Origin of the sequence: Halalkalibacter kiskunsagensis, assembly GCF_037027555.1 — a bacterium.
Lineage (GTDB): Bacteria > Bacillota > Bacilli > Bacillales > Bacillaceae_D > Halalkalibacter > Halalkalibacter kiskunsagensis.
Map to the genome: position 1 here is coordinate 75,948 of NZ_JAXBLX010000018.1, position 22,524 is coordinate 98,471.

The following is a 22,524-nucleotide window of genomic DNA, read 5'->3' on the forward strand; positions in this document are numbered from 1 at the left end:
ACTAACGAAAGAATAACTTGGTCTAACCTAACTTAGTTCCACACGCTTAAAGCCACTGACACTCTCTGTGGAGTCCTATAAGATCTTAACTAACCATCAGTGGGGGATGCTCCCCCACACTGATGAAAGTTTTATTTTATGCCTTTACAGTGTCTTTTTCTTTTTCTTTTTCTTTCTCTGCCGCTTCCTTTTTTGTATAACGCAAGATGGGTTGTCTTGCTGCTTGTACTTCGTCCAATCGGCCAATGACCGTGGTATGCGGTGCCTCTAATACGATACCTGGATTTTCTTCCACTTCTTTAGCGATTTGAATCATCACATCAGCAAAGGCATCCATTGTTTCTTTTGACTCAGTTTCGGTCGGTTCAATCATTAAACATTCCTCTACATTTAAAGGAAAGTAGATCGTTGGTGGATGGTAGCCGAAATCAAGCAGACGTTTAGCCATATCAAGTGTTCTCACACCGAGCTTTTTCTGTCTAGATCCCGATAACACGAATTCATGCTTACAAATTTGTGAATATGGTGCATCAAAATACGGTTCAAGCTTTTTGCGAAGGTAATTCGCATGAACCACTGCCCCTTCAGATACTTGACGCAATCCTTCAGGACCCATCGTGCGAATATAGGTGTACGCACGAACCAAAATACCAAAGTTCCCATAATACCCTTTTACACGGCCGATAGACAGCGGGTGACTAGAGTTCAACACATATTTCTCACCGTCTTTTTCAATACGCGGTACTGGTAAGTACGGGATAAGTTTCTTTTTCACACCGACAGGACCAGCTCCGGGACCTCCTCCGCCATGAGGCGTTGTAAACGTCTTATGAAGATTTAAATGTACGATATCAAAGCCCATTTTCCCTGGTGTTGTTTTCCCTAAAATCGCATTGGCATTCGCGCCGTCATAGTAAAGTAATCCGCCTGCTTCATGAACAACTTTAGCGATTTCTACAATTTCTTTTTCAAACAACCCAAGTGTATTAGGGTTTGTTAGCATCAATGCAGCTGTATCATCGTCAACATGCTTTTTTAATTCTTCTAAGTCCACCAAACCATTTTCATTGGATGGGATGGTGACCGTTTTAAAACCAGCAACGGTGGCACTGGCAGGGTTTGTACCGTGCGCTGAGTCCGGAACCAATACCTTCGTTCTTTTTTCTCTTTTCTGTTCAAGATAGGCCTTTACCATCATTAAACCGGTCCATTCTCCTTGAGCCCCTGCAGAAGGCTGTAACGTCACCGCATCCATGCCTGTGATTTCAGCCAATTCTTCCTGCAATTCATATAAAAGCTCTAGTGCGCCCTGTACCGTTTCAGCTGGCTGATATGGATGGATGCGGCTAAAGCCTTCGAAGCGTGCCACATCTTCGTTAATTTTCGGGTTGTATTTCATCGTACAAGAACCAAGCGGGTAGAAACCATTATCGATCCCGTGGTTTTTATTAGAAAGTGCTGTGTAATGGCGCACAAGCTGAAGCTCTGATACTTCCGGGAGCTCCGCAGGCAAATCACGAATCAAATGCTTCAGAAACTTATCATGTAAATCAATGCCTTCTACGTCACTTTCCGGAAGGCTTGAACTGACACGCCCTGGACGACTGATTTCAAAGATTAGCTCATTGTATTCAACCATTTACAACCGCCTCCAATATCTGTACAAATTGGTCAATCTCTTCTTTTGTTCGCTGTTCAGTCACCGCAATGAGCATTTGATTGTCAAAGCCGTAATCACTTCCTAAGTCAAATCCTCCGATGATTCCTGCCTCAAGCAATTTTGTGTTGACCTCCTTGACCGGACAAGGAAGCTCTACCACAAATTCATTAAAGAATGGTGCTTGATTCTTAACAATAAAGTTTTTCTTTCGAAGGCACCTTGCCATGTAATCGGCTTTCTCAACATTTAGCTGTGCCATATGTCGAATTCCTTGCTTTCCAAGTGCTGTCATGCAGATGGCAGATGCAAGAGCGTTTAATGCCTGATTGGAACAAATATTGGATGATGCGTTATCACGGCGAATATGCTGCTCACGCGCTTGCAGGGTTAGCACAAATCCACGTTTTCCTTGGTCATCTGTCGTTTGCCCCACAATGCGTCCCGGTACTTTACGCATAAATTTTTTATGAACCGCAAAATAACCACAGTGCGGACCACCAAAGGCCATTGGTATTCCTAGAGGCTGCATATCACCGGTGACAATATCGGCCCCAAGTTTACCTGGTGCCTGCAGAAGCGCTAGTGCCAGCGGGTTGGCACTGACGATGAAAAGCGCTCCTTTTGCCTCTGCAATTTTCTTCACCTCTGCTAAATCTTCAATAGAACCAAAGAAATTCGGGTATTGAACAATAACGGCGGCAGTATCCTTTTCAATTTGTTCTTGTAGTTTTTCTAAGTCTGTAACATCATCAGCAAGATTCACTTCTTCCACTGTATATCCTTGTCCATCTGCTACCGTATTTAAAATGGCGCGGGATTCAGGATGAACGGCCTTTGATACAAGTACTCTTGAACATCTTGTTGAGGCAACAGCAAGTGAAGCAGCTTCGGCAAGTGATGTAAAGCCATCGTACATCGAAGAATTGGCTACATCCATTCCTGTTAGCTCACAAACCATGGTTTGGAACTCAAAAATGGCTTGTAACTCACCTTGGCTGATTTCCGGTTGATAGGGTGTATAAGCCGTGTAAAATTCAGAGCGTGAAATCATATGATTGACCACACTTGGAATGTAATGATCATATGTACCCGCACCAAGAAAAGTCAGGTAGTAGTTAGCATTTTTATTTCGTGAAGCAAGCTGATGCATTTTTTTCAAAAGAAGCGGTTCAGGAACGGCTTTTGGAATGTTTAGCTCACCATCTAAACGAAGATCAGATGGAATGTCTTCAAATAACTCATCTATAGAAGAAATGTTCAAAAAAGCGAGCATTTCTTCTTGATCTTGTTTCGTATCAGGAAGGTATCTATAAGTGTTTGTCATTTTATTCCTCTCCTTCATTGATAAATGCTTGGTACTCACCTTCATTTAGAAGCGATACTAACTCTTCTGGATTGGATATTTCCACTTCTACTAACCAACCTGCTTCATACGGATTTTCATTGATTGCCTCAGGAGTATCGTTTAACTCCTCGTTTACACGAACAACTGTACCTGATACTGGAGCGTAAAGTTCAGAAACTGCTTTAACGGATTCGATTGTTCCCATTGGTTCATCAACTTTTACTTCATCACCAACTGCTGGACTCTCAACAAAAACAATATCCCCTAACTGCTTTTGTGCATAATCAGAGATTCCAATTCGTACTCGATTTCCGTCTAATTGTAGTACCCACTCATGTTCCTCGCTATATAATAAGTTTGCTGTTGCACTTGTCATTGTTTTTTCTTCCTTTCACTTTGGTTTTTAATATTTTTATAATTCCGAAAATTATTGAGAGAAATTTTACCTGTAACGTACTTGTCGATTGGCCGTCTTTGTAAAGAGGAGACTGACAATTACGTATCTTCAAACAATGATCGCTATAACTCTACTAAAAATTTCATGAACCCCTTTTATAGAACGGTGTTTTTACAACAATGGCATCAATCATTTTTTTGCGCACTTCAACCTTTAGCTGTGTTCCCACTTCAGCATGCTCTGCCGATACAAGCGCAAGACCTAAGCTTTTCTTCAAAAACAGGGAATGGGTTCCGGATGTAATAAAGCCAATTTCCTCTTCACCCGCTGAAAATACCTTGTAACCGTGACGAGGAATTCCCCTGCCTGTCACTTCAACCCCTACTAATTTTCGTTTTAATCCTTCTTCTTTTTGAGCTGTAAGGATGTCTTTGCCGATAAAATGACTTTCTTTGTTCGTTTTGACGGCAAAACCGATTCCTGCTTCAAGCGGACTGATATCGCTTGTGAGCTCTTGTCCATATAACGCAAGCCTTGCTTCAAAACGAAGAGTGTCACGTGCACCAAGTCCACATGGTTTTAATCCATTTTCCTTCCCTGCTTCTAGAAACTTCTCCCAAAGGGCTTCCGCCTTATCTGCCGCTAAATAAAGTTCAAATCCGTCTTCCCCTGTGTACCCTGTACGGGATACGAGAACGTCTGTAACCCCATCCAGATTGACGTATTGAGCAAATTGGAAAAAGCCAATTTCTGTTAAGTCTGTTTCTGTTAAGTTTTGTAAAATACCTTCTGCCTTTGGACCTTGAAGGGCGAGCTGGGCAATGTCACCTGAAATATTTTGAATCGTTACATCTCCTTTTACGTGCTGCTTCATCCACTCATAATCTTTTTCAATATTTGCTGCGTTAATTACGAGTAGATATTTTTCATTTGCTAATTTGTAAACAAGCAAGTCATCGACCGTACCACCATCTGGATAACACATAGTTGTATACTGAGCTTGATTGATACTAAGCTTTGTTACATCGTTTGTTACAAGGTAGTTAATATAGCTTTCTGCATCTTTCCCTGTAACCAGCACCTCTCCCATATGAGAGACGTCAAAGAGTCCTGCTTCCTTTCGGACAGCCTCATGTTCTTCTAAAATGCTGGAAAACTGTACCGGAAGTTCCCACCCCCCAAAATCAATAACCTTTGCACCGTATTTTTTATATGTTTCAAAAAGCGGCGTTTGCTTTAATACTGTTTCTGTACTCATAGATACACCTCCGATTGCGGTTTCTTATGAAATAACTGTTCTTTTACCTTTTTACCTGTTTCGGTCATCGCAAGACCTCCAAGTGCGGTTTCCCGTAGTGTCCGCGGCATTTCTTTTCCGACCTTATACATCGCTTCAATGACTTCATCACATGGAATGCGGCTTTCAATACCGGCAAGGGCTAAATCAGCAGCTGAAAAGGCAATAGATGTTCCTATGACATTTCGCTTAATGCAAGGCACTTCAACAAGTCCTGCGACCGGATCGCAAACTAGACCTAAGAGTGACTTCATAGCAATTGCTGTCGCATTCACGGCTTGCTTTGGTGTACCTCCTTTTAGCTCTACGATTGTTCCCGCTGCCATAGCCGTTGCAGATCCTACTTCTGCTTGACACCCGCCGGCTGCACCTGAAATAAAGGAACGATTCGCAATCACATAACCAAGCATACTAGCCGTAAACAAGCCCATGACTAAGTCTTTATAAGAAGCTCCCTCATTTTTATGCAATGAAAATAATACACCGGGCAAAATACCGGCTGCCCCAGCTGTTGGAGTAGCCACAATAACGCCCATTCGTGCATTGCTTTCAGAGGTTGCCAGAGAGAAAGTCATTGCATCGCTAATATAATTTCCAGACAGTGTTTTACCTTGATTTATATAGTCGTACATTTTCACAGCATCACCGCCGGAAATACCACTTGGCGCAGTCGAGGCATCTTTTATCCCGGTATCAACGGCTTCTTTCATTTTGATCAATCGTTCTTCCATCATACTAATAATGGTTTCTTCACCTTTTCCCGACTTTTTCACTTCCATCATCAGCATCACTTCACCAATGGTTCTTTGCTCACGCTTGCAAGCTTCAATCAGCTCTTCCATGGACTGAATTTCCATTATATTACCCCCGTAAGTAATTTCCTTCTTAGCTGATACTGATTGGCAAGTGCTGCAAAGTCATCGCCAGCGCTTAGGCGAATATCTATCATCTCTTCGTCAATCATAAAAATTTTAGATAAACCGCCACCAAGCGATACACCACCTACTTTTACAATACATTCCCCACGCTTTGCCGTAACGACCGTTGTATTTGGGTGGTCATATTCTAAACAACTGTCTTCAAGATAGAATTCGTAACATAGTCCATATTGTTTGATCATCTCGACTGCATATCTAATCCGAGAATCATCTGTATCCATACCTAGCAATCCACCAATAAGGGCTTTATCAGTTCCATGTCCTTGATATGTTTCTGCAAAGGAATCATAGAAAATAATTTCAGTCTCTTCTGGACATCCTCCCAATAGCTCGTAAATAAACCTGCCGATGGATACGACACCTGCTGTATGAGAACTTGATGGTCCTACCATAATCGGGCCAATAATATCAAAACAACTTTGAAACTTCATGATAATGCTCCTTTCTTACACAGTAATTGATGTTTGAAATAGTGGATACATATCACAAATAGCTTTTGTTGTTTCTTTTGCTTGTTTAAGAACTTCCGTATCGCCTTTGCTTTTCAGAACAGATGCAATTACTTTAGCGATTTGCACCATCTCTTCCTTTTTCATCCCACGTGTTGTTAACGCCGCTGTCCCCATACGGATCCCACTTGTAACAAACGGACTTTGAGGATCATACGGAATCGTGTTTTTATTAACCGTTATACTAGCCTCTTCAAGCAACTTCTCGGCTTCTTTTCCTGTTAAATCCCATGGGCGTACATCCAACAGTACAATATGATTGTCTGTGCCACCTGAAATTAGAGCTGCACCTTCTTTCTTTAATTCTTCGCCAAGTATTACTGCGTTTTCGATGACTTGTTGTGCATATTCCTTAAAGCTTGGCTGCAGTGCTTCCTTAAAGGAAACTGCTTTTGCAGCGATAATATGCATAAGTGGCCCGCCTTGAATACCTGGGAATACAGCTTTATTGATGGCCTTAATGATTTCTTCATCATTGGTTAGGATAATACCGCCACGGGGACCTCTTAATGTTTTATGAGTGGTACTTGTCACAACATCCGCATAAGGGATTGGTGATAAATGAAGTCCTGCTGCTACAAGCCCCGCAATATGGGCCATATCTACCATCAATTTCGCGCCAACTTTATCAGCAATTTCTCTAAAACGAGCAAAATCAATCTTTCTTGTATAGGCACTTGTACCTGCAATGATTAGTTTTGGTTTTTCTTTTTGTGCCACTACTTCTAGTTCATCATAGTCAATCAAATGATTATCTTCTCTCACCCCGTAAGACACAACATCAAACCATTTTCCTGACATGCTTACCGGACTGCCATGTGTTAGATGTCCGCCGTGCGATAGGTTCATCCCCATTACTTTATCGCCTGGCTGAAGTAACGCATAAAAAACAGCTGTATTTGCTTGTGCACCTGAGTGTGGCTGTACGTTTGCATAGTTAGCATCGAACAGCTTGGTCAAACGTTCAATAGCAACTTGTTCTGCTACATCGACAAATTCGCATCCCCCATAATAGCGCCTTCCTGGATAACCTTCTGCATACTTGTTCGTCAACACACTTCCCATTGCTTCTAATACTTCTTCGCTTACAAAGTTTTCTGATGCGATCAATTCTAGTGTTTGATGTTGGCGATTCTTCTCTTTCTCAATTGCTTCAAAAACAATTGAATCTTTTTGTCGTAAACTCATTTTTATTCCTCCTCGAAATCTTGCTTATGTTCCCTTGGCTGTACCAACTATAGCTTGAAGAAATCTCTTTCTTGCTACTGACTTACTTTTCTATGAAAACTGTTTAAAACATGATGCTTCACTACTTTTTTACATACAAAAAAAGACACAGAAAGGTAGCATAACGTTCTCTACCCTTCTCTGTCCTTTTACCTGAGAGTTTAACTCCATTCTTAATTCAAAGAGTCTTCCCCTTTGGTGGCGTCCTACTGTATACGCGCTCTCCAGAGGTGCGTCCCGTTGTGGTTCATTCTACCTGAGAGATTTGTTTCCAAGGGTCTTTTTGGAACTTGCTCCTTCGGTGGCTTGTCGCATTGCACTCTCCCACAACCATCATCCGCTATTATGAAATTATACAGATTGAAACTTTAATTGTTTTTTACTACACATGATTGATCAGAAAAAAATTTATCTTCCTACCTGCAGTGAACCTTACTTTCATAGTTTTTAAATCTATATTTCTTTATAGTTTTAATATAAAGACTAGTTGAAGATATTCATATTAATTTGTCAGGTAAACTTACGTGGTTTTTGATAGTACAAAAAACTCATATCACTTTTAAGTAACTTCTAGACCGTAGATATACATATACTACTGCTCTACAGAAGACGCCGGAACAGTGTGGAAAAGTAATATTTATCTATTCTTCTTGGAATATAATCCATACATATAATGAAAAAGGGAAAGTTCACAAAAGAATGAACTTCCCAAAATGAAGTTAAATTCATATTTTAATTTGCTTGGAATTGCATCTTAGTTTAAATAATCAAAGACTCTAGAAACAACATCCCAAAGTATTGTTCTTTTATGAGCGTAACCTTGTTAATAAAATAAGAATTCAACTGGAACTCTCTCAAAAACATATAATTTAAAAAGCCTCTAGTATTAATTGATTTTCTAGGTAATGTTGAACTTCTAGTGCTGCGATACATCCATCCCCAGTAGCAGCTACTACCTGCCGGACTGCATTTTGTCTAATATCTCCTATCGCAAAAATTCCAAGGATATTCGTTTTCATTCGATTATCCGTTATGATCCACCCTTCTTCATCCGTAATATTTAGATTTTTCACGAAATCTGAAACAGGGTTCATCCCTATATACTCAAACACACCATCAACTGGAAAACTCTTCTTTTCACCTGTTTTTATATTTTCAATAAGGACATGAGTTACTTTATCCTCTCCTATAATCTCATTGACAACAGTATCATATATCACATCAATTTTATCATTATTAAGCATCCGCTCCACTAAAATAGGCTGAGCTCTGAATTGGTCCCGGCGATGAAGGACGGTTACTTTCTTAGCAAACTTAGTTAAAAAAACCGATTCTTCTACGGCAGAATCTCCCCCACCTATAACAACTAAGGCTTTTCCCCTAAAAAAGGCTCCATCGCAAACGGCACACCATGATACACCTCGACCTGAAAATTCTTCTTCTCCAGGAACGCCCAACTTTTTATATTTAGTACCTGTAGCAATAATGACAGATTTAGTCTGATACGTTTTATTCCCTGCATATACTACTTTAATATTGCCCTCGTTTACAATGTCTTCTACATTGGCTTGTTCATACCTGGCACCAAAGCGTAAAGAGTGCTCAAACATTTTTTGTGCTAAATCTGGTCCGGATATATGTGAATAGCTAGGAAAATTCTCTATCTCTTCCGTATTTTGAAGTTGTCCACCTGGCACTCCACGATCTAAAATTAACGTTTTAAGATTGGCCCTTGAGGTATAAACAGCGGCTGTCATACCACCAGGACCTGCACCAATAATAATGACATCGTAAATGCTATGGCTCATATACAACACCTCTTCTTTCCAAGTAAAAGGATCTGTTAATACTCCTTAAAGATATTGAGAAATTAAGTCCTTTAATTTCTCCTCTGGAGAAAACCCTAAACTCTGTTTAGCCACTGAACCATTTTTAAAAATTAAAGTAGTAGGAACACTCATAATATTAAATTTTTCTGCTAATTCACTGTTTTCATCAATATTGACATCTCCAAATGTCACATTCTCTATAGTAAGAGATAAACTATCCAATACTGGGGCAATCATTTTACAAGGACCACACCATGGCGCGCCAAATTTAATGACCGCTACCTCATTAGAATTTGTAATTTTTTCAAAATTAGCTTTATTAACTGCTACTACATTCGACATTGAAATTTCCCCCTTTATGAGCCATTCTTTCATTTTTTCACTTATACTCCTCATTCGTCATGCTAAGAAGTCTAAACATTCAGATTTATGATTCTATATATCTATAAAATAATTTAACCCCATTATTATTTACAATGTTTTTTGGCCTGGTTTCCAGTTAGCTGGACATAATCCCCCTGTCTGAAGTGCCTGAAGCACTCGAAGTGTTTCATTCACATCACGCCCAATATTATTGTGGAATACAACTTGGTACATTAACTCACCTTCAGGGTTCATAATGAACAATCCCCTAAGGGCAATTCCTTCGTCTTCAATAAGTACGCCGTATTCCCGGGAGACAACATGGTTGGTATCAGCAGCTAAAGGATATTGCAACTCTCCTAGACCATTATCTAGACGATCAGTATTAATCCATGCAAGATGCGTATGTATGGTATCTGTAGAAACTCCGATTACCTCTGCATCTAAATCTTGAAACTCCTCATAACGTTCAGACATTGCGGTGATTTCAGTTGGACAAACAAAAGTAAAATCCATCGGATAAAAGAATAGTACGGTCCATTTACCGTTCTTCATATTTTCTTCTAAACTTACTTTCTTAAATTCCTTATTGGGCATAACTGCATCCATTTCAAAGCGTGGTGCTTGTTTACCTACCATACGTTCTACCATTTTATTCATCCCCTTATTTAATTTTTTATGTTATTAACATGTTAATATATTAATCAATCAAGCCCTTTGTTTCCTTAAACAAACCATATACTCAATATGATCTTAATTGATGAATGTTATATGAATTTATATACTAAATTGGCAATAATGTTACCGCTTCTTCTGCTTCCAAGTTCTCAATCATTTCATGCCAAGACTTTGGCTTATTTGACAAGACCGAATAATAACGTTTCAAAAATTTCACAATTAGTTCTGTTTTCACTTCAGTGCTGATGGATTCCATTGGAAGAAAACAAAGATCAAGTCCTGTTACGGCCTCTCCATCATTGTGCCAGGATGGATGGACATAAGGAAAATTTAGACGCTTATAACCAAGATGGGACAGTACCTCCCGGCGAACATATGGATCCATAGAGTTCACTGCGCCAAATTCATGATATTCTACCCGATAAGGATCATAAATTTCGGCGAACATCCCGAAAAGCTGCTTTCCACTCGCTACGGCTAAGGCGTTTAAGTCCTCGAACCTCTTTTGGGCTAAAAACGGACCAATGCCGAGCCCATCGCGGCCAATGATTGTAAAGTCTGTCATCGCAACATTAAAATCCTCATAATAGCGATACTCCGTCGCCCCTACTACCTCCCCTTCAAGATCAGCAACAAAGACACGGATTCCTGGATCTTCGAGAGGTTCTTTCCAAAGGTCGAATTCCAATACTTCTTCTGGAGGAAATATGTCTTGCATTAATTGATGCATTTGTTTAAATAAAGGATCTCGTATACTCTCAATTCTTCGATATTCCATTTTCATCCTTCTCCTTGTTTCAATATTCATGTATAGAAAGGGTTTTTCCATTCCATGAGCGCTCCATAATTGGAAGACTCTGTATCCTCCAAATAGTTATCTACTATTTTAATAGGAGTACGGCCGCAACGAAGTAAAAAGGTGATGACAGGATCTTTTAGTTCCCCTTTTACGACTGCCTCAAGGTATTGTACCGGCGTCATCTCCTTTGCTTTTTTATGATACCCCGGCATTCTGCCTCCGCCTAACAACCGGTCCAGCCCCTTGTGAACGACAACATCATACATGGCTAGCATTAGCCATTTTCCTAATCTTAATTTTCGATAGGAAGGCCGCACGCTAATATCGACGACATAAAGAGTCTTTCCATTTGGTTTATGATTGCTAATATAGCCATTATCCGTAATCTCTTCCCATGTATGCTCCGGATGCTTTGGGTCAAAGTCAACAAGTAGCCCGGTCATTGAACCCGCAATCTCACCATTTACCTCAATGCATAGAGCTCCCTCGGGAAACAAGGTAACATGGTTGTGTAATTGCTCCGTATTCCACCATAAATCAGATGGGAATGGCGGAGGGAAACTTTCCTGTTGAATGCGAATTAAACCAGAAAAATCCTCTTCTTTATAATTACGGATCACCGCCAGGGCAGGACGATCCTCGTCGAAGACAAAAAACTCTTTTCGATACACGGCGACTCCTCCTTACTTACACTTGTGCGATGAGTTCTTTTTGGGGTTCCCAATCTGGATAAAGATCGGTACGACGATCACGCCATGTAGTGACAGAACCACTTTCACGAACCTGATATAACTGCTCTAAATCCAAATCAGCCGTTACAATCATATCTTGATTGATTTCACCTTCTACTAGAATACCGCGGGGAGGGAATGGAACATCGTTTGGCGTTATCACTGCTGCCTGTCCAAAATTACCTCGCATAAAGTCAACGGTAGGAAGGGAACCAACTGTACCCGTAGTAACGACATACACTTGATTTTCAACGGCTCTCGCATGGCTAGTGTAGCGAACACGATGAAATCCATGACGGTCATCGGTACATGAAGGACAGAAAATGATATCAGCCCCCTTCGCTTTCGCCATTCGAACAATTTCCGGAAATTCGATGTCATAGCAGGTCAACATGGCAATTGTTCCTTTGTCAGTCTTGAACACTTCTAGGCTTTCACCAGGGGTCATGTTCCATTCCTTCACTTCCGTCGGAGTGATATGAAGCTTTGCCTGTTCTGCGACTCTTCCATCCGGATAGAACAAATGAGCAACATTGTATAATCGGTCACCTTTACGGATGACATGAGTTCCTCCAATTATATGCATCTTTGTTTGCTTCGCGAAATTTATAAATAAAGACCGATACTGTTCCGTAAAATCAGGCAAATCTTGAATTGTCAAAGAATTGCCTTGCTGATTGCCAATAGACATTAGCTGAGTAGTGAAAAATTCCGGGAACATGACAAAATCCGCTCCAAATTCTTTAGTTGTTTTCATATAATGTTCTACTTGTTTGGCAAATTCGTCAAAGGATTGTATCGTGCGTAGCTGATATTGAATCGCTGAGACTCTTAGTTTCATAGCCTTCTCCTTTCTTAACATCTTTATATGCCTTCTTTGAAGTTCTTATTTTTAAACAACGAAAGTACTGGATACGGAGAATCAAGACACTTCAGGTCCTTATAAGGTATAAATGACCCTCTATGGTCTCTTTTATTTTCGTTATTACATAAAACACTCTTAACCCCTGCCGGATATAATCCTATAAGTATTTCAACCTTTTTACTCAGAAGGTATCTAATCTAAATACACAAAATAGCCATCAATAAAAGCCGAAGTTATAATACTAATTATTTAGATAACCGTTTCATAAGAATGTCCTTTTCGTTTTCAAAACCAGGCTTACCAAGTAAAGCAAACATATTTTTCTTATAGGCTTCCACCCCCGGCTGATCAAACGGATTTACACCTAGCAGGTATCCGCTGATGGCACAAGCCTTTTCAAAGAAATAAACCATTTCACCAAAGGTATATTCATTCAATTCGTTCAGTTCAACAAGTAAGTTGGGGACTCCCCCATCTATATGAGCCAACACTGTTCCTTCAAACGCCTTTTTATTGACTTCATCCATGGTCTTACCGGCCAAGAAATTTAATCCGTCGATATTTTCTGAATCCTCTTGAATCGTTATCTCAATACGAGGTTTTCTAACCTGCAACACTGTTTCTATTAGATTACGGCATCCTTCTTGCACATATTGCCCCATAGAATGCAAATCAGTTGAGAAATCAACCGATGCAGGAAAAAGACCTTTCTGATCCTTCCCCTCACTTTCTCCAAATAACTGTTTCCACCATTCAGATACATAATGAAGAGATGGTTCGTAGTTAACAAGCAACTCGATGTCTTTCCCTTTACGGTAAAAGGCATTGCGTACAGCAGCATACTGATAACACTCATTGGTTAAAAGATTTGGATCGTTGTATTTATAGTAAGCCTCTACTGCACCTTCCATCATTCGATCAATGTTCATTCCAGCTACTGCAATAGGTAAGAGGCCAACAGCTGTCAGAACAGAATATCTTCCGCCTACATCATCTGGAATAATAAAGGTTTCATACCCTTCTTCATCAGCAAGTTGTTTTAATGCTCCCTTCGCTTGATCAGTGGTAGCATAAATCCGTTTTCTTGCCTCCTCCTTTCCATACTTTTTCTCCATATAATCACGGAAAATCCGAAAAGCAATGGCAGGCTCCGTCGTTGTTCCCGATTTAGAGATAACATTAATAGAGATTTCTTTATCCTCTAATAGCTCTAATAAATGAGTAATATACGTAGAACTGATATTCTGACCAGCAAAATAAACTTGTGTCTTATTGTTTATTTGGTTATGAAAACTATGGGACAAGGCTTCAATTGCTGATCTTGCTCCTAAATAAGAACCTCCGATCCCAATCACAATAAGAGCATCTGACTGATTACGAATTCTTTCAGCAGCCTCTTTAATTCTTACAAATTCATCTCTATCATAGTGTATTGGCAAATCAACCCACCCGAGAAAATCAGATCCTGGCCCTTTTTTTTCGTGCAGCATATTGTGCGCTGTTTTTACAAATTCACTTAGATAATTAATTTCACTCTTTTTCATAAACGGTAATGCATTAGAGTAATCAAAAGAAATCGTCATGAAACCTTCTCCTCTTCATATGAATGTTATCACTACCCATATACATAATTTTCAAATAATTGTTTATCTTAAGATCTTATTGCGTTCTCACTTTTTTCTAAAGCATGCCCTCCAAATTCGTTGCGTAAAGCTGCTACCACTTTCCCTGTAAAAGTATCGTTTTCTAAGGAACGATAACGCATCAATAGGGACAAGGCAATAACAGGCGTGGCTGTTTGTAGGTCAAGAGCTGTTTCAACCGTCCATTTCCCTTCCCCCGAAGAATGCATAATCCCTTTTATTTCTTCTAATTTTGCGTCTTTAGAAAAGGCTCGCTCTGTTAAATCCATAAGCCACGAACGAATCACTGATCCATTGTTCCATACTCTTGCTACTTTTTCGTAGTCATAATCAAATTCGCTTTTCTCTAATACCTCAAACCCTTCACCAATAGCAGCCATCATCCCATATTCAATCCCATTATGGACCATTTTTAAAAAGTGACCGCTCCCTGCTTTTCCTGCATATAAATATCCGTTTTCTATTGCTGTGTCACGGAAAATAGTTTCTACAACATTCCAGGATTCAGGATCGCCGCCAACCATGTAACAAGCACCGTTACGAGCACCTTCCATCCCGCCGGACGTTCCAACATCCATAAAGCTAACACCATATTGTTTTAACCGATTGTACCGGTTAATGGATTCCTTATAATAGGAATTACCAGCTTCAATGACGATGTCACCGCTATTTAAAAAAGGTGTAAGTTCATTAATCACTGAATCAACAACTGTATGGGGAACCATTAACCAAAGAACTCTCGGCTGCTCTAATGATTGAACAAGCTCTAACAAACTAGAAGTACCTTTAGCTCCGTACTTTTCCATTTCTTCTACAGCCCGTTGGTTTATATCAAAAACGGCTACTCCATGCTTACGATCCATTAAATTCTTACCTAGGTTCAATCCCATTTTTCCCAACCCGATTAACCCAACCTTCATGATGTTCCCTCCTATAAGTAATTTAATAAAAAGACAATTTCCACCCTTGTCTGTACACTATTTTTCTTGACATTATCTAGGTTATCTGTAAATCGACTTTTTCTTGTAAACTTTCAGCCTTTCCGAGTTTTTATAAATCCCACCAATTAAAACCATCCTCTTGTAATAATTCGTAGGAAGCATCTGGACCCATTGAACCCGAACGATACGGATGAAGGGGAAGGCTGTTTTCTTCAAATGATTCCAGAATTGGTTGTACCCATCTCCACGATAATTCAACTTCCTTCCAATGGGTAAAGAATGTTGAATCTCCGCGCAACGCATCGAACAACAAGAGTTCATACGCTTCTGGAACATTTTTTGGACTGGCTGAAAATTCTGTACTGATAGGCTCGATTTGATTGGTTAATGGGTTTTTCATATTTAATTGTAGTGAAACGCCTTCGTTCGGACTAATTTGGATGACCAAAAGATTAGGCGTCATTACATCGTGCTGGAGCATATTCAGATCTTTTAACGGATTTTTGAATTCAATCACAACACGCGTTAACTTTTCCTTCATTCTTTTTCCCGTACGAATATAGAATGGGACTCCGCTCCATAAAGCATCATCAATCCATAAACGTGCTGCAATAAACGTATCATTTGTTGAAGAATTCTCAATTCCAGGCTCTTCTTTATAACCAACAACCGGTCTGCCATCTATTTCTCCCGAAACGTATTGCCCCCGGATAACATCTGTAATGACACCTTTGTTCCCCAAAGGCCGAAGAAATTCCATAATTCTCCTCTTCTCATTACCGACCTCTCTAGCGCTGAGTTTGTTGGGAAGATGCATGGCTGTCACCATAAGTAACTGCAGTAAATGATTTTGAAACATATCTCGGATAGCTCCGGCCTGATCATAATAATCAGATCGCTCTTCAACCCCAACCGTCTCACTGGCTGTGATTTGTACATTGGCAATGTACTGATTATTCATAAACGCTTTAAGTACAGGATTAGAGAATTCTAATCCCTCAAGATTCTGGACCATCGGCTTGCCAAGATAATGATCAATGCGATAAATCTCCTCCTCTTCAAATGTCCGGCTTAATTTTTCATTTAACTCTAAAGCTGATTTCAAATCATGTCCGAATGGTTTTTCTATAATGAGACGCTTCCACCCTTTTTTGGAGCTTAACCCGCTGTCCTTAATATTTGACGTAATAACATCCACAAATTCCGGTGCAACGGATAAGTAAAAAATGCGGTTTTCAGGGAGCCCTAATTGCTCTTCACGTCTTTCAATAGTTTCAAGTAATTTTTTATATCCTTCATACTCCGTTACATCCAGGGAACAATACCGAAATGCATCAAGAAACTTTTCCATTTTTAAAGAATTATTGATTGAACGCCTAGAGAAAGTTTTAATTGACTGTTCAACATGGATTTGAAATGTATAGTCAGACCATTCCCTTCTTCCTAAACCAATAATTGAAAATGAGTTAGGCATCTTGCCATCAAGAAATAAATTATATAAAGCAGAGAAGATTTTCCTCTTAGCCAAGTCCCCTGTTGCTCCAAACAAAACAAAGGTCATAGAATCCAGTTCCAGCATATTTGAAACATCAAAAGAATTCTCCTCTAGATAACCACTGCGAGAAATAGCTAATTTACTCATTAAATCCCCTCCTATGTTCTTTATCACTTTTTCAACATCTTTACAGACATCAGTATAACGCGTATAATATTTACTTGTAAGTACGCACTTTTTTTTCATATAGTATCAAATAGTATACTGTTACCTAGAACCGAGATGGAGGTTAAATGCATGGGACGTATTTGTATAAAAGAGTTTAACTGTGAAAAAGAGTTAACCCTTTCTGTAATTGGGGGTAAATGGAAGATGTTAATTTTATGGCATCTAGGCAAAGAAGGTACAAAACGCTTTAATGAATTGAAATCTCTTATACCTGGTATTACTCAAAAAATGCTTGTTAACCAATTACGTGAACTGGAAGAGGATCTTATTATTCACCGTGAAGTTTATCCCGTTGTACCGCCTAAAGTAGAGTACTCACTGACAGAAAAAGGGGAAAGTCTAATGCCTATTCTCGAATCGATGTATGAATGGGGTAAGAACTATATGGAAACTATTTTGAAAAGACAGGAAGAAGAACTCGAATCTAGCAAATAGAAAGAACTCTCTTTGAAAATAAATTGCGTATTCACCACTAATGCGAGACAAAACTGTTGAGAAAAACAAGATTATTAATGTTGATTCGCATTGAGAAAATTACATAAATCAAATATGTAATAGCTAAAACCATCTGCAGTAACTTTCATTAAGATTCCTAGGTTCCTGCATGTGATTGAGAATATGCCTATATATCAACACTTCAACCTCTCTCAAGGGAGGTTTTTTAATGTCGCTAAGTCCCCCAAAACTCAAAAAAGACAGAGGGAGTTTTAATCGCTCCCGGAACGGGTGACGTCACCTTTTTAGACAATCGAGTAGGAGTGGTGACTAACCCCGACCTCTCACACCACCGTACATACCGTTCCGTATACGGCGGTTCACTCAGGTATGACGTAAGTGGTTGTATCTATCGACTAGACTTTTCAGCTTTCTATTTCACCGAAACTCTAAATAAGAATACGGTTCTTTTTCAGGTGGTGGTGCAATAAATGGCTTTTAAACAAATACATTAAAAAAATGCATACCACTATAATTTCTAAAGGTCTTAAATTATCAAATATTTCTCTACGGTATTCTGGTTTAACGTAATGTAAAACACCACTTGAGAAAAGTATGTCAAATTGTGTTGTGCATAACAATCATATGATAAGCTTCTAAACTCACTATCCTTACTGTTGAGCAGAAAAAATTCTTCTTTCATTAATAAATTACCGATAGTACGGTTCAGTTGTTTATCATATTCCTTATATATATCAACAAGCCACTCTTGTACTTCTATTTGGTATTGTTGTATCTGACTTCGGTATTTGTTTATTCTTTCATTATTTAAGGTCGTTTGTTCTTCTGCTTCTGTAATGTCTAAATAATTATTGAAATACTCAAAAACATAATTAACGCAAATCTTCATGTTATCCATACGTAATTCTGAATCAAACTCATTTATCTTATCTTCTTTTTTTCTTCGAGCAATATATTCTTCAATTGAAATCAAGCCCTCACCTTCCTTCAATACACTCATATTTCAACAAAGTGTACCTCATTTCCATAATTATCGCTTGACTTGACTGCTCTTTTTACATGGTTAATTATTCTTTGAATTATAAATTTCCTTTTCAGAATTTTTTTGAGTGCTAATAAATCACAGTACCTTGCTTTTTAAAAATTAAGAGAAAAGAAAAGCAAATATTTGAATAAAATTCAACAATGTAGTTTTACTCATTAGAAAATAAGGTACATCTTCAATAAGAAGATATACCCTTGTATTGAATCAAGTTACCACTACCCCGTGAAAACCTCTCCATCTGGATAACGAATACTTGATTTTTGTGCTTTTGCCAAAGAAAAGGCTAATGTTAATGGTCCAATTCTTCCGATAAACATTAAAACAATGATAATAAGTTTACCAGCATCTGATAATTCTCCTGTCAGCCCCATTGATAATCCAACTGTCCCAAATGCAGAGAATGCTTCAAATACAATCATAATAAACGGCGCACCCTCCGTTATTGACAGAGCTAATATTGTTAAAAATACCGCAAATAAACTAATGACAACGATTGCTAATGACCGTATAACCATTTGATGTTTAATTGTGCGTTTAAACACTACGGTTTCATTTCTTCCTCTTAAAAACGTTACAACCGCCATGACAATGACAATAAATGTTGTAAGTTTAATACCACTACCTGTTGAAGCACTACCTGCTCCGATAAACATAAGCAGTAGAATAATAACTATTGTTCCAGGATTCATACTACCAATGTCTAATGAGTTGAAGCCTGCTGTCCGAGGTGTAACAGCTTGAAAGTAAGATGCCCAAAGTTTTTCCAAAGTATCTAAAGTGCCTAATGTAGCAGGGTTAGCATACTCTAATGTAAATATTAATAGCATTGCTACAACATTGATAACGAATGTTCCGACGAGCATTAACTTAGTATGTAACGATAAACGATGGAATTCCTTAGTATGCCATAAATCAGATAAAACGGTAAAACCAATTCCACCCGTAATAAACAATAAGGTAATAAGAATATTAACTGCTGGGTCGCCCACATACCCCATCAAGCTATCTGACCACAAAGAAAATCCAGCATTATTAAAAGCAGATATGGCATGAAAGATACTCGTGTAAATCCCAAATGCCCACCCATACTCTGGAACCCAACGCAGCGATAGTAAAATAACGGCGATCACTTCCATAACAATAGCAAAGACAAATAATATTTTCACAAGTCGGATTACTCCCCCTATAGATGTTTGATTAAATGCTTCTTGAACAAGCATTCTCTCTTTTAGACCTATTTTCTTTCCTAAAACAACAACAATTAAAACAGCAAACGTCATTAATCCTAATCCACCAATTTGAATGAGTATCATTATAACGACTTGTCCAAACACAGTAAAATCTAGACCCGTATCAAGTACGACAAGGCCTGTAACGGTCGTTGCTGACGTTGCCGTAAATAATGCATCTAACCATCTAATCGGCTCCGTTGTTGCAATTGGAAGCTTCAATAGTAAAGTACCTACAACGATAGCGATAAAAAAGCTTAAAGCTAATATTTGTGGCGGTGACATTTGAATGTTGCGATGTGGAAATCCTCTTCTATCTAACATCCTTACATCCCTTCTTCTTCAAACCGTTTTAAGTCCGCTTTATGTCCAATAACAATTAGGACATCTTTTTCATAAATTGTATCATCGGGTAGAGGTGACACGTTAATATCTTCGCCACGTTTAATCGCCAAGATGGTACACCCAAACTTAGCACGAACATCTAAATCTATTAGTGTGGAATTATGTATTTTCTTTGTCGCCAGTAACTCCACGATACTATACTCATCTGATAACTCGATATAATCTACAATTTTTTCCGATGTTACATGTTGGGCAATACGAATCCCCATATCTTGTTCAGGATGAATAATTCGATCTGCTCCAATTTTATCAAGTACCTTATGGTGGTAGGCGTTTTGAGCTTTCACCCAGACATTTTCCACTTCCATCTCTTTTAAAACTAGGGTTGTTAATATGCTTGATTGAATGTCGTCACCAATAGCAACAATGACATATTCAAAATTTCGAATACCGAGGGATTGTAGTGATTTCTCATCTGTTGCATTCGCAATCACTGCATGAGTAGAGTGAGCTGCGAACTCATTTACCTTAGCTTCATTATTATCTATAGCTAACACCTGATGCCCCATTTTATATAACTCTTTGCAAACACTGCCCCCAAAGCGTCCTAAGCCTATAACTGCGAATTGTTTCTTTTTTTCTGCCACTTTTTTCACTCCTTTTCCCAAATAAAAAAGACCATCACAAAGAATGGTCCATTAATGACCCTTCTCTCCAAAATAACGCTGACGAGGTTAGCTGTCGGATTAGGGATTGAGAGTATCCCCTCTTACTTAGTAAGATTCACCCCAAAGATGGTTTTTAACCACCAAAATGGTTCCCCCGCTCTAAAAAAGATTAAGCGAATAAAAGGTTAAAATTGTATATTTATAAAAGAAAATTTACTCCTCTTTTATATACTTGTCAATACATTTTTATAGAATGAAATTTTTAATTCGTTTTCTAATAATTGGCGCACAACATGTAAATAATTCTTAATAAAGGGAGTGATTATAGTGTTGTTTATCTTTGATTTAATAAAAATTGTTGTAAAAATAAAGAAGCAAACCCTGCTATAAACCACACTTTTTTTCTTTATTGGTAGCTCCTTTATTATTCATTGGCTGGAACCAGAGATGTTTGAAAGTCCATTCATTGGCTTTTGGTATTTAATGACGCCCGTAACAACAACTGGTTATGGAGACTTCGTAGCTGAAACTACAATGGGAAGGATTTTTGGGTTATTTTTATATTTTTTTGGGATAGGTTTAATTACAATTGTCATTGGTAAAATTGTAGGAAGCTTCGGTATATTTCGTAATTTGAGGAAGAGTGGGAAGTTAAGATTTAAAGGGGAAGGTCACTATGTAATAATAGGGTGGTCTAATAAAGCACAACATTCAATGAATGAAATAAAAGAAATGGATGATAAAGCAAAAATTCTTTTAATTGATACACTTCCAGAATCACCTGTTGACCATGAACGTTTTTATTATATTAATGGTGATGTAACAGATAAAACGATATTAGAAAGAGCTAATATTCAACAAGCTAAGGCAGTATTAATCTTCACGAGTGATAATGAATTTGACCCAATTACGGCTGATGGAAAATCGTTGATAACGGTATCAGCTATTGAAAATTATGCAATAGAGAAGGACAAAGACATCTATACTATTGTAGAGGTTTTAAAAGAGAAGCACGTACCAAACTTCAAACACGCAAATGTTGATGAGCTTGTAATATCTGGTGAGGCACTTTCAAACCTCATGGCGAAAACAGCTATACATAAAGAGTCTAGTCGGTTAATCATAAACCTTCTTAGTAGAAAAAGTGGAGTCGATTTATGGAAAGTTAAAAAGAGAGAGATTTGGAAAACTTACAATGATGCATTAGAAGATTTGAAGAACTTGGGGGCTAATTTAATTTCAGATGGAACTGATTTTAATCTTTTAAGTAAATTAGAAGAACCGATTCCAGACGAAGCAGAACTTTACGTTATTTGTAACAAAGAAACTTATTTACAGATTCCTGAAACATAAAAAAAGAAAGTGTTTATAAGCTTAACTATTGGAAAGTTAGGCTTTTTCACTTAAAAGGCAGGGAATAATTTCATCCAAATTATTACTATTAGAAATATCCTTACTTTTTTATGCTACATTAAACTATCGTAGGGTTTAAGTACATTTTTTCACAAAGTCTCTAAAAAATGAATACCCTTGCTACGTATTAAAAGTTACTGATTTCAAATCCTACCTTTTTCTATCCTTTTCTCCAAAAGCAAAAAAACTCACAAACGCTGATGTATCAACATTTGTGAGTTTATAATCATTTTTAAACTTAACTTAAATTATGTAAATGGTACCGGTGGTCGGGGTCGAACCGACACTCCAGAAGGAACACGATTTTGAGTCGTGCGCGTCTGCCAATTCCGCCACACCGGCAAATAATGGCGCGCCCTGAGAGATTCGAACTCCCGACCTTTTGATTCGTAGTCAAACACTCTATCCAGCTGAGCTAAGGGC

Annotated in this window: 21 protein-coding genes, 1 tRNA gene, 1 pseudogene and 2 riboswitches; of the genes and pseudogenes, 3 read left to right on the forward strand and 20 right to left on the reverse strand. The window is 38.5% G+C overall.

Features of this window, described 5'->3' with window-relative positions; translation table 11 throughout:
- Positions 1–136: 136 nt before the first annotated feature.
- The 16 genes from gcvPB to zwf all read right to left on the reverse strand — a co-directional run bounded on the left by gcvPB (position 137) and on the right by zwf (position 16,792).
- A complete protein-coding gene (gcvPB, locus tag SLH51_RS12275; protein ID WP_335961553.1) occupies positions 137–1,639 on the reverse strand; it encodes an aminomethyl-transferring glycine dehydrogenase subunit GcvPB in 1,503 nt (500 codons plus the stop codon).
- Entirely contained in the window at positions 1,632–2,984 is a 1,353-nt protein-coding gene (gene gcvPA / locus SLH51_RS12280; protein WP_335961554.1) for an aminomethyl-transferring glycine dehydrogenase subunit GcvPA, read from the reverse strand. The genes gcvPB and gcvPA overlap by 8 nt, the downstream gene beginning before the upstream one ends.
- 1 nt (position 2,985) lies before the next feature.
- The gene (gene gcvH, locus SLH51_RS12285; RefSeq protein WP_335961555.1) at positions 2,986–3,381 is read right to left on the reverse strand and encodes a glycine cleavage system protein GcvH; all 396 of its coding nucleotides are present in this window, start codon (positions 3,379–3,381) and stop codon (positions 2,986–2,988) included.
- A gap of 163 nt (positions 3,382–3,544) precedes the next feature.
- Positions 3,545–4,660, reverse strand: a complete 1,116-nt coding sequence (gene gcvT / locus SLH51_RS12290; RefSeq protein WP_335961556.1) for a glycine cleavage system aminomethyltransferase GcvT — start codon at positions 4,658–4,660, stop codon at positions 3,545–3,547.
- Positions 4,657–5,556, reverse strand: a complete 900-nt coding sequence (gene sdaAA, locus SLH51_RS12295) for an L-serine ammonia-lyase, iron-sulfur-dependent, subunit alpha (protein WP_335961557.1) — start codon at positions 5,554–5,556, stop codon at positions 4,657–4,659. The genes gcvT and sdaAA overlap by 4 nt, the downstream gene beginning before the upstream one ends.
- Positions 5,556–6,068 carry a serine dehydratase beta chain gene (locus SLH51_RS12300; protein WP_335961558.1) on the reverse strand — a complete coding sequence of 171 codons (513 nt, stop codon included), beginning with the start codon at positions 6,066–6,068 and terminating at the stop codon, positions 5,556–5,558. Before SLH51_RS12300 ends, sdaAA begins: the two co-directional genes overlap by 1 nt.
- A gap of 15 nt (positions 6,069–6,083) precedes the next feature.
- The gene (gene glyA / locus SLH51_RS12305) at positions 6,084–7,334 is read right to left on the reverse strand and encodes a serine hydroxymethyltransferase (protein WP_335961559.1); all 1,251 of its coding nucleotides are present in this window, start codon (positions 7,332–7,334) and stop codon (positions 6,084–6,086) included.
- 170 nt (positions 7,335–7,504) lie between these two features.
- Positions 7,505–7,611: riboswitch (glycine riboswitch) on the reverse strand.
- Between the two features lie 631 nt (positions 7,612–8,242).
- A complete protein-coding gene (trxB, locus tag SLH51_RS12310; RefSeq protein WP_335961560.1) occupies positions 8,243–9,181 on the reverse strand; it encodes a thioredoxin-disulfide reductase in 939 nt (312 codons plus the stop codon).
- Positions 9,182–9,226: 45 nt separating this feature from the next.
- On the reverse strand, positions 9,227–9,544 hold the full coding sequence (gene trxA / locus SLH51_RS12315; protein ID WP_335961561.1) for a thioredoxin: 318 nt from the start codon (positions 9,542–9,544) through the stop codon (positions 9,227–9,229).
- 129 nt (positions 9,545–9,673) lie between these two features.
- Complete coding sequence (locus tag SLH51_RS12320; RefSeq protein WP_335961562.1) at positions 9,674–10,216, reverse strand: peroxiredoxin; 543 nt, start codon at positions 10,214–10,216, stop codon at positions 9,674–9,676.
- 133 nt (positions 10,217–10,349) lie between these two features.
- Positions 10,350–11,021 carry a GNAT family N-acetyltransferase gene (locus SLH51_RS12325; RefSeq protein WP_335961564.1) on the reverse strand — a complete coding sequence of 224 codons (672 nt, stop codon included), beginning with the start codon at positions 11,019–11,021 and terminating at the stop codon, positions 10,350–10,352.
- Positions 11,022–11,047: 26 nt separating this feature from the next.
- Positions 11,048–11,713, reverse strand: a complete 666-nt coding sequence (locus SLH51_RS12330; protein WP_335961565.1) for a GNAT family N-acetyltransferase — start codon at positions 11,711–11,713, stop codon at positions 11,048–11,050.
- A 16-nt stretch (positions 11,714–11,729) separates the two neighbouring features.
- The gene (locus SLH51_RS12335; protein WP_335961566.1) at positions 11,730–12,614 is read right to left on the reverse strand and encodes a carbon-nitrogen hydrolase family protein; all 885 of its coding nucleotides are present in this window, start codon (positions 12,612–12,614) and stop codon (positions 11,730–11,732) included.
- Positions 12,615–12,883: 269 nt separating this feature from the next.
- Positions 12,884–14,221, reverse strand: coding sequence for a glucose-6-phosphate isomerase (locus SLH51_RS12340; RefSeq protein WP_335961567.1), 1,338 nt, complete (start codon positions 14,219–14,221; stop codon positions 12,884–12,886).
- A gap of 68 nt (positions 14,222–14,289) precedes the next feature.
- A complete protein-coding gene (gnd, locus tag SLH51_RS12345; protein WP_335961568.1) occupies positions 14,290–15,201 on the reverse strand; it encodes a phosphogluconate dehydrogenase (NAD(+)-dependent, decarboxylating) in 912 nt (303 codons plus the stop codon).
- A gap of 130 nt (positions 15,202–15,331) precedes the next feature.
- Positions 15,332–16,792: a glucose-6-phosphate dehydrogenase gene (gene zwf / locus SLH51_RS12350; RefSeq protein WP_335961576.1), complete on the reverse strand. Its 1,461-nt coding sequence runs from the start codon at positions 16,790–16,792 to the stop codon at positions 15,332–15,334.
- Between the two features lie 222 nt (positions 16,793–17,014).
- On the opposite strand from zwf, the gene SLH51_RS12355 reads away from it, so the two are divergent.
- On the forward strand, positions 17,015–17,380 hold the full coding sequence (locus SLH51_RS12355; protein WP_335961569.1) for a winged helix-turn-helix transcriptional regulator: 366 nt from the start codon (positions 17,015–17,017) through the stop codon (positions 17,378–17,380).
- A gap of 547 nt (positions 17,381–17,927) precedes the next feature.
- On the opposite strand, the gene SLH51_RS12360 is transcribed toward SLH51_RS12355, so the two are convergent.
- The 3 genes from SLH51_RS12360 to SLH51_RS12370 form a co-directional block, all read right to left on the reverse strand.
- The gene (locus SLH51_RS12360) at positions 17,928–18,374 is read right to left on the reverse strand and encodes a hypothetical protein (RefSeq protein ID WP_335961570.1); all 447 of its coding nucleotides are present in this window, start codon (positions 18,372–18,374) and stop codon (positions 17,928–17,930) included.
- Positions 18,375–18,661: 287 nt separating this feature from the next.
- The gene (locus SLH51_RS12365) at positions 18,662–19,999 is read right to left on the reverse strand and encodes a TrkH family potassium uptake protein (RefSeq protein WP_335961571.1); all 1,338 of its coding nucleotides are present in this window, start codon (positions 19,997–19,999) and stop codon (positions 18,662–18,664) included.
- 2 nt (positions 20,000–20,001) lie between these two features.
- On the reverse strand, positions 20,002–20,667 hold the full coding sequence (locus SLH51_RS12370; protein ID WP_390183814.1) for a potassium channel family protein: 666 nt from the start codon (positions 20,665–20,667) through the stop codon (positions 20,002–20,004).
- A gap of 61 nt (positions 20,668–20,728) precedes the next feature.
- A riboswitch (cyclic di-AMP (ydaO/yuaA leader) is annotated at positions 20,729–20,874 on the reverse strand.
- Positions 20,875–21,093: 219 nt separating this feature from the next.
- Here SLH51_RS12370 and SLH51_RS12375 point away from each other — a divergent pair.
- Positions 21,094–21,285 (forward strand): annotated as a pseudogene (locus SLH51_RS12375) (ion channel); the annotation flags it as partial.
- A 6-nt stretch (positions 21,286–21,291) separates the two neighbouring features.
- A complete protein-coding gene (locus SLH51_RS12380; protein ID WP_418769851.1) occupies positions 21,292–22,041 on the forward strand; it encodes an NAD-binding protein in 750 nt (249 codons plus the stop codon).
- Positions 22,042–22,358: 317 nt separating this feature from the next.
- On the opposite strand, the gene SLH51_RS12385 is transcribed toward SLH51_RS12380, so the two are convergent.
- Positions 22,359–22,443, reverse strand: a tRNA-Leu gene (locus tag SLH51_RS12385).
- Positions 22,444–22,524: the final 81 nt, after the last annotated feature.

Bases quoted from the DNA above. Each gene is read 5' to 3' on its own strand.
- SLH51_RS12340 (WP_335961567.1), bottom strand. From the start codon at position 14,221: ATGACGATTTCTTTTGATTACTCTAATGCATTACCGTTTATGAAAAAG.
- SLH51_RS12300 (WP_335961558.1), bottom strand. From the start codon at position 6,068: ATGAAGTTTCAAAGTTGTTTTGATATTATTGGCCCGATTATGGTAGGA.
- SLH51_RS12355 (WP_335961569.1), top strand. From the start codon at position 17,015: ATGGGACGTATTTGTATAAAAGAGTTTAACTGTGAAAAAGAGTTAACC.
- sdaAA (WP_335961557.1), bottom strand. From the start codon at position 5,556: ATGGAAATTCAGTCCATGGAAGAGCTGATTGAAGCTTGCAAGCGTGAG.
- gcvT (WP_335961556.1), bottom strand. From the start codon at position 4,660: ATGAGTACAGAAACAGTATTAAAGCAAACGCCGCTTTTTGAAACATAT.
- SLH51_RS12335 (WP_335961566.1), bottom strand. From the start codon at position 12,614: ATGAAACTAAGAGTCTCAGCGATTCAATATCAGCTACGCACGATACAA.
- trxA (WP_335961561.1), bottom strand. From the start codon at position 9,544: ATGTCGAATGTAGTAGCAGTTAATAAAGCTAATTTTGAAAAAATTACA.
- gnd (WP_335961568.1), bottom strand. From the start codon at position 15,201: ATGAAGGTTGGGTTAATCGGGTTGGGAAAAATGGGATTGAACCTAGGT.
- SLH51_RS12365 (WP_335961571.1), bottom strand. From the start codon at position 19,999: ATGTTAGATAGAAGAGGATTTCCACATCGCAACATTCAAATGTCACCG.
- SLH51_RS12325 (WP_335961564.1), bottom strand. From the start codon at position 11,021: ATGGAATATCGAAGAATTGAGAGTATACGAGATCCTTTATTTAAACAA.
- gcvPB (WP_335961553.1), bottom strand. From the start codon at position 1,639: ATGGTTGAATACAATGAGCTAATCTTTGAAATCAGTCGTCCAGGGCGT.
- gcvH (WP_335961555.1), bottom strand. From the start codon at position 3,381: ATGACAAGTGCAACAGCAAACTTATTATATAGCGAGGAACATGAGTGG.
- trxB (WP_335961560.1), bottom strand. From the start codon at position 9,181: ATGAGCCATAGCATTTACGATGTCATTATTATTGGTGCAGGTCCTGGT.
- gcvPA (WP_335961554.1), bottom strand. From the start codon at position 2,984: ATGACAAACACTTATAGATACCTTCCTGATACGAAACAAGATCAAGAA.
- glyA (WP_335961559.1), bottom strand. From the start codon at position 7,334: ATGAGTTTACGACAAAAAGATTCAATTGTTTTTGAAGCAATTGAGAAA.
- SLH51_RS12320 (WP_335961562.1), bottom strand. From the start codon at position 10,216: ATGGTAGAACGTATGGTAGGTAAACAAGCACCACGCTTTGAAATGGAT.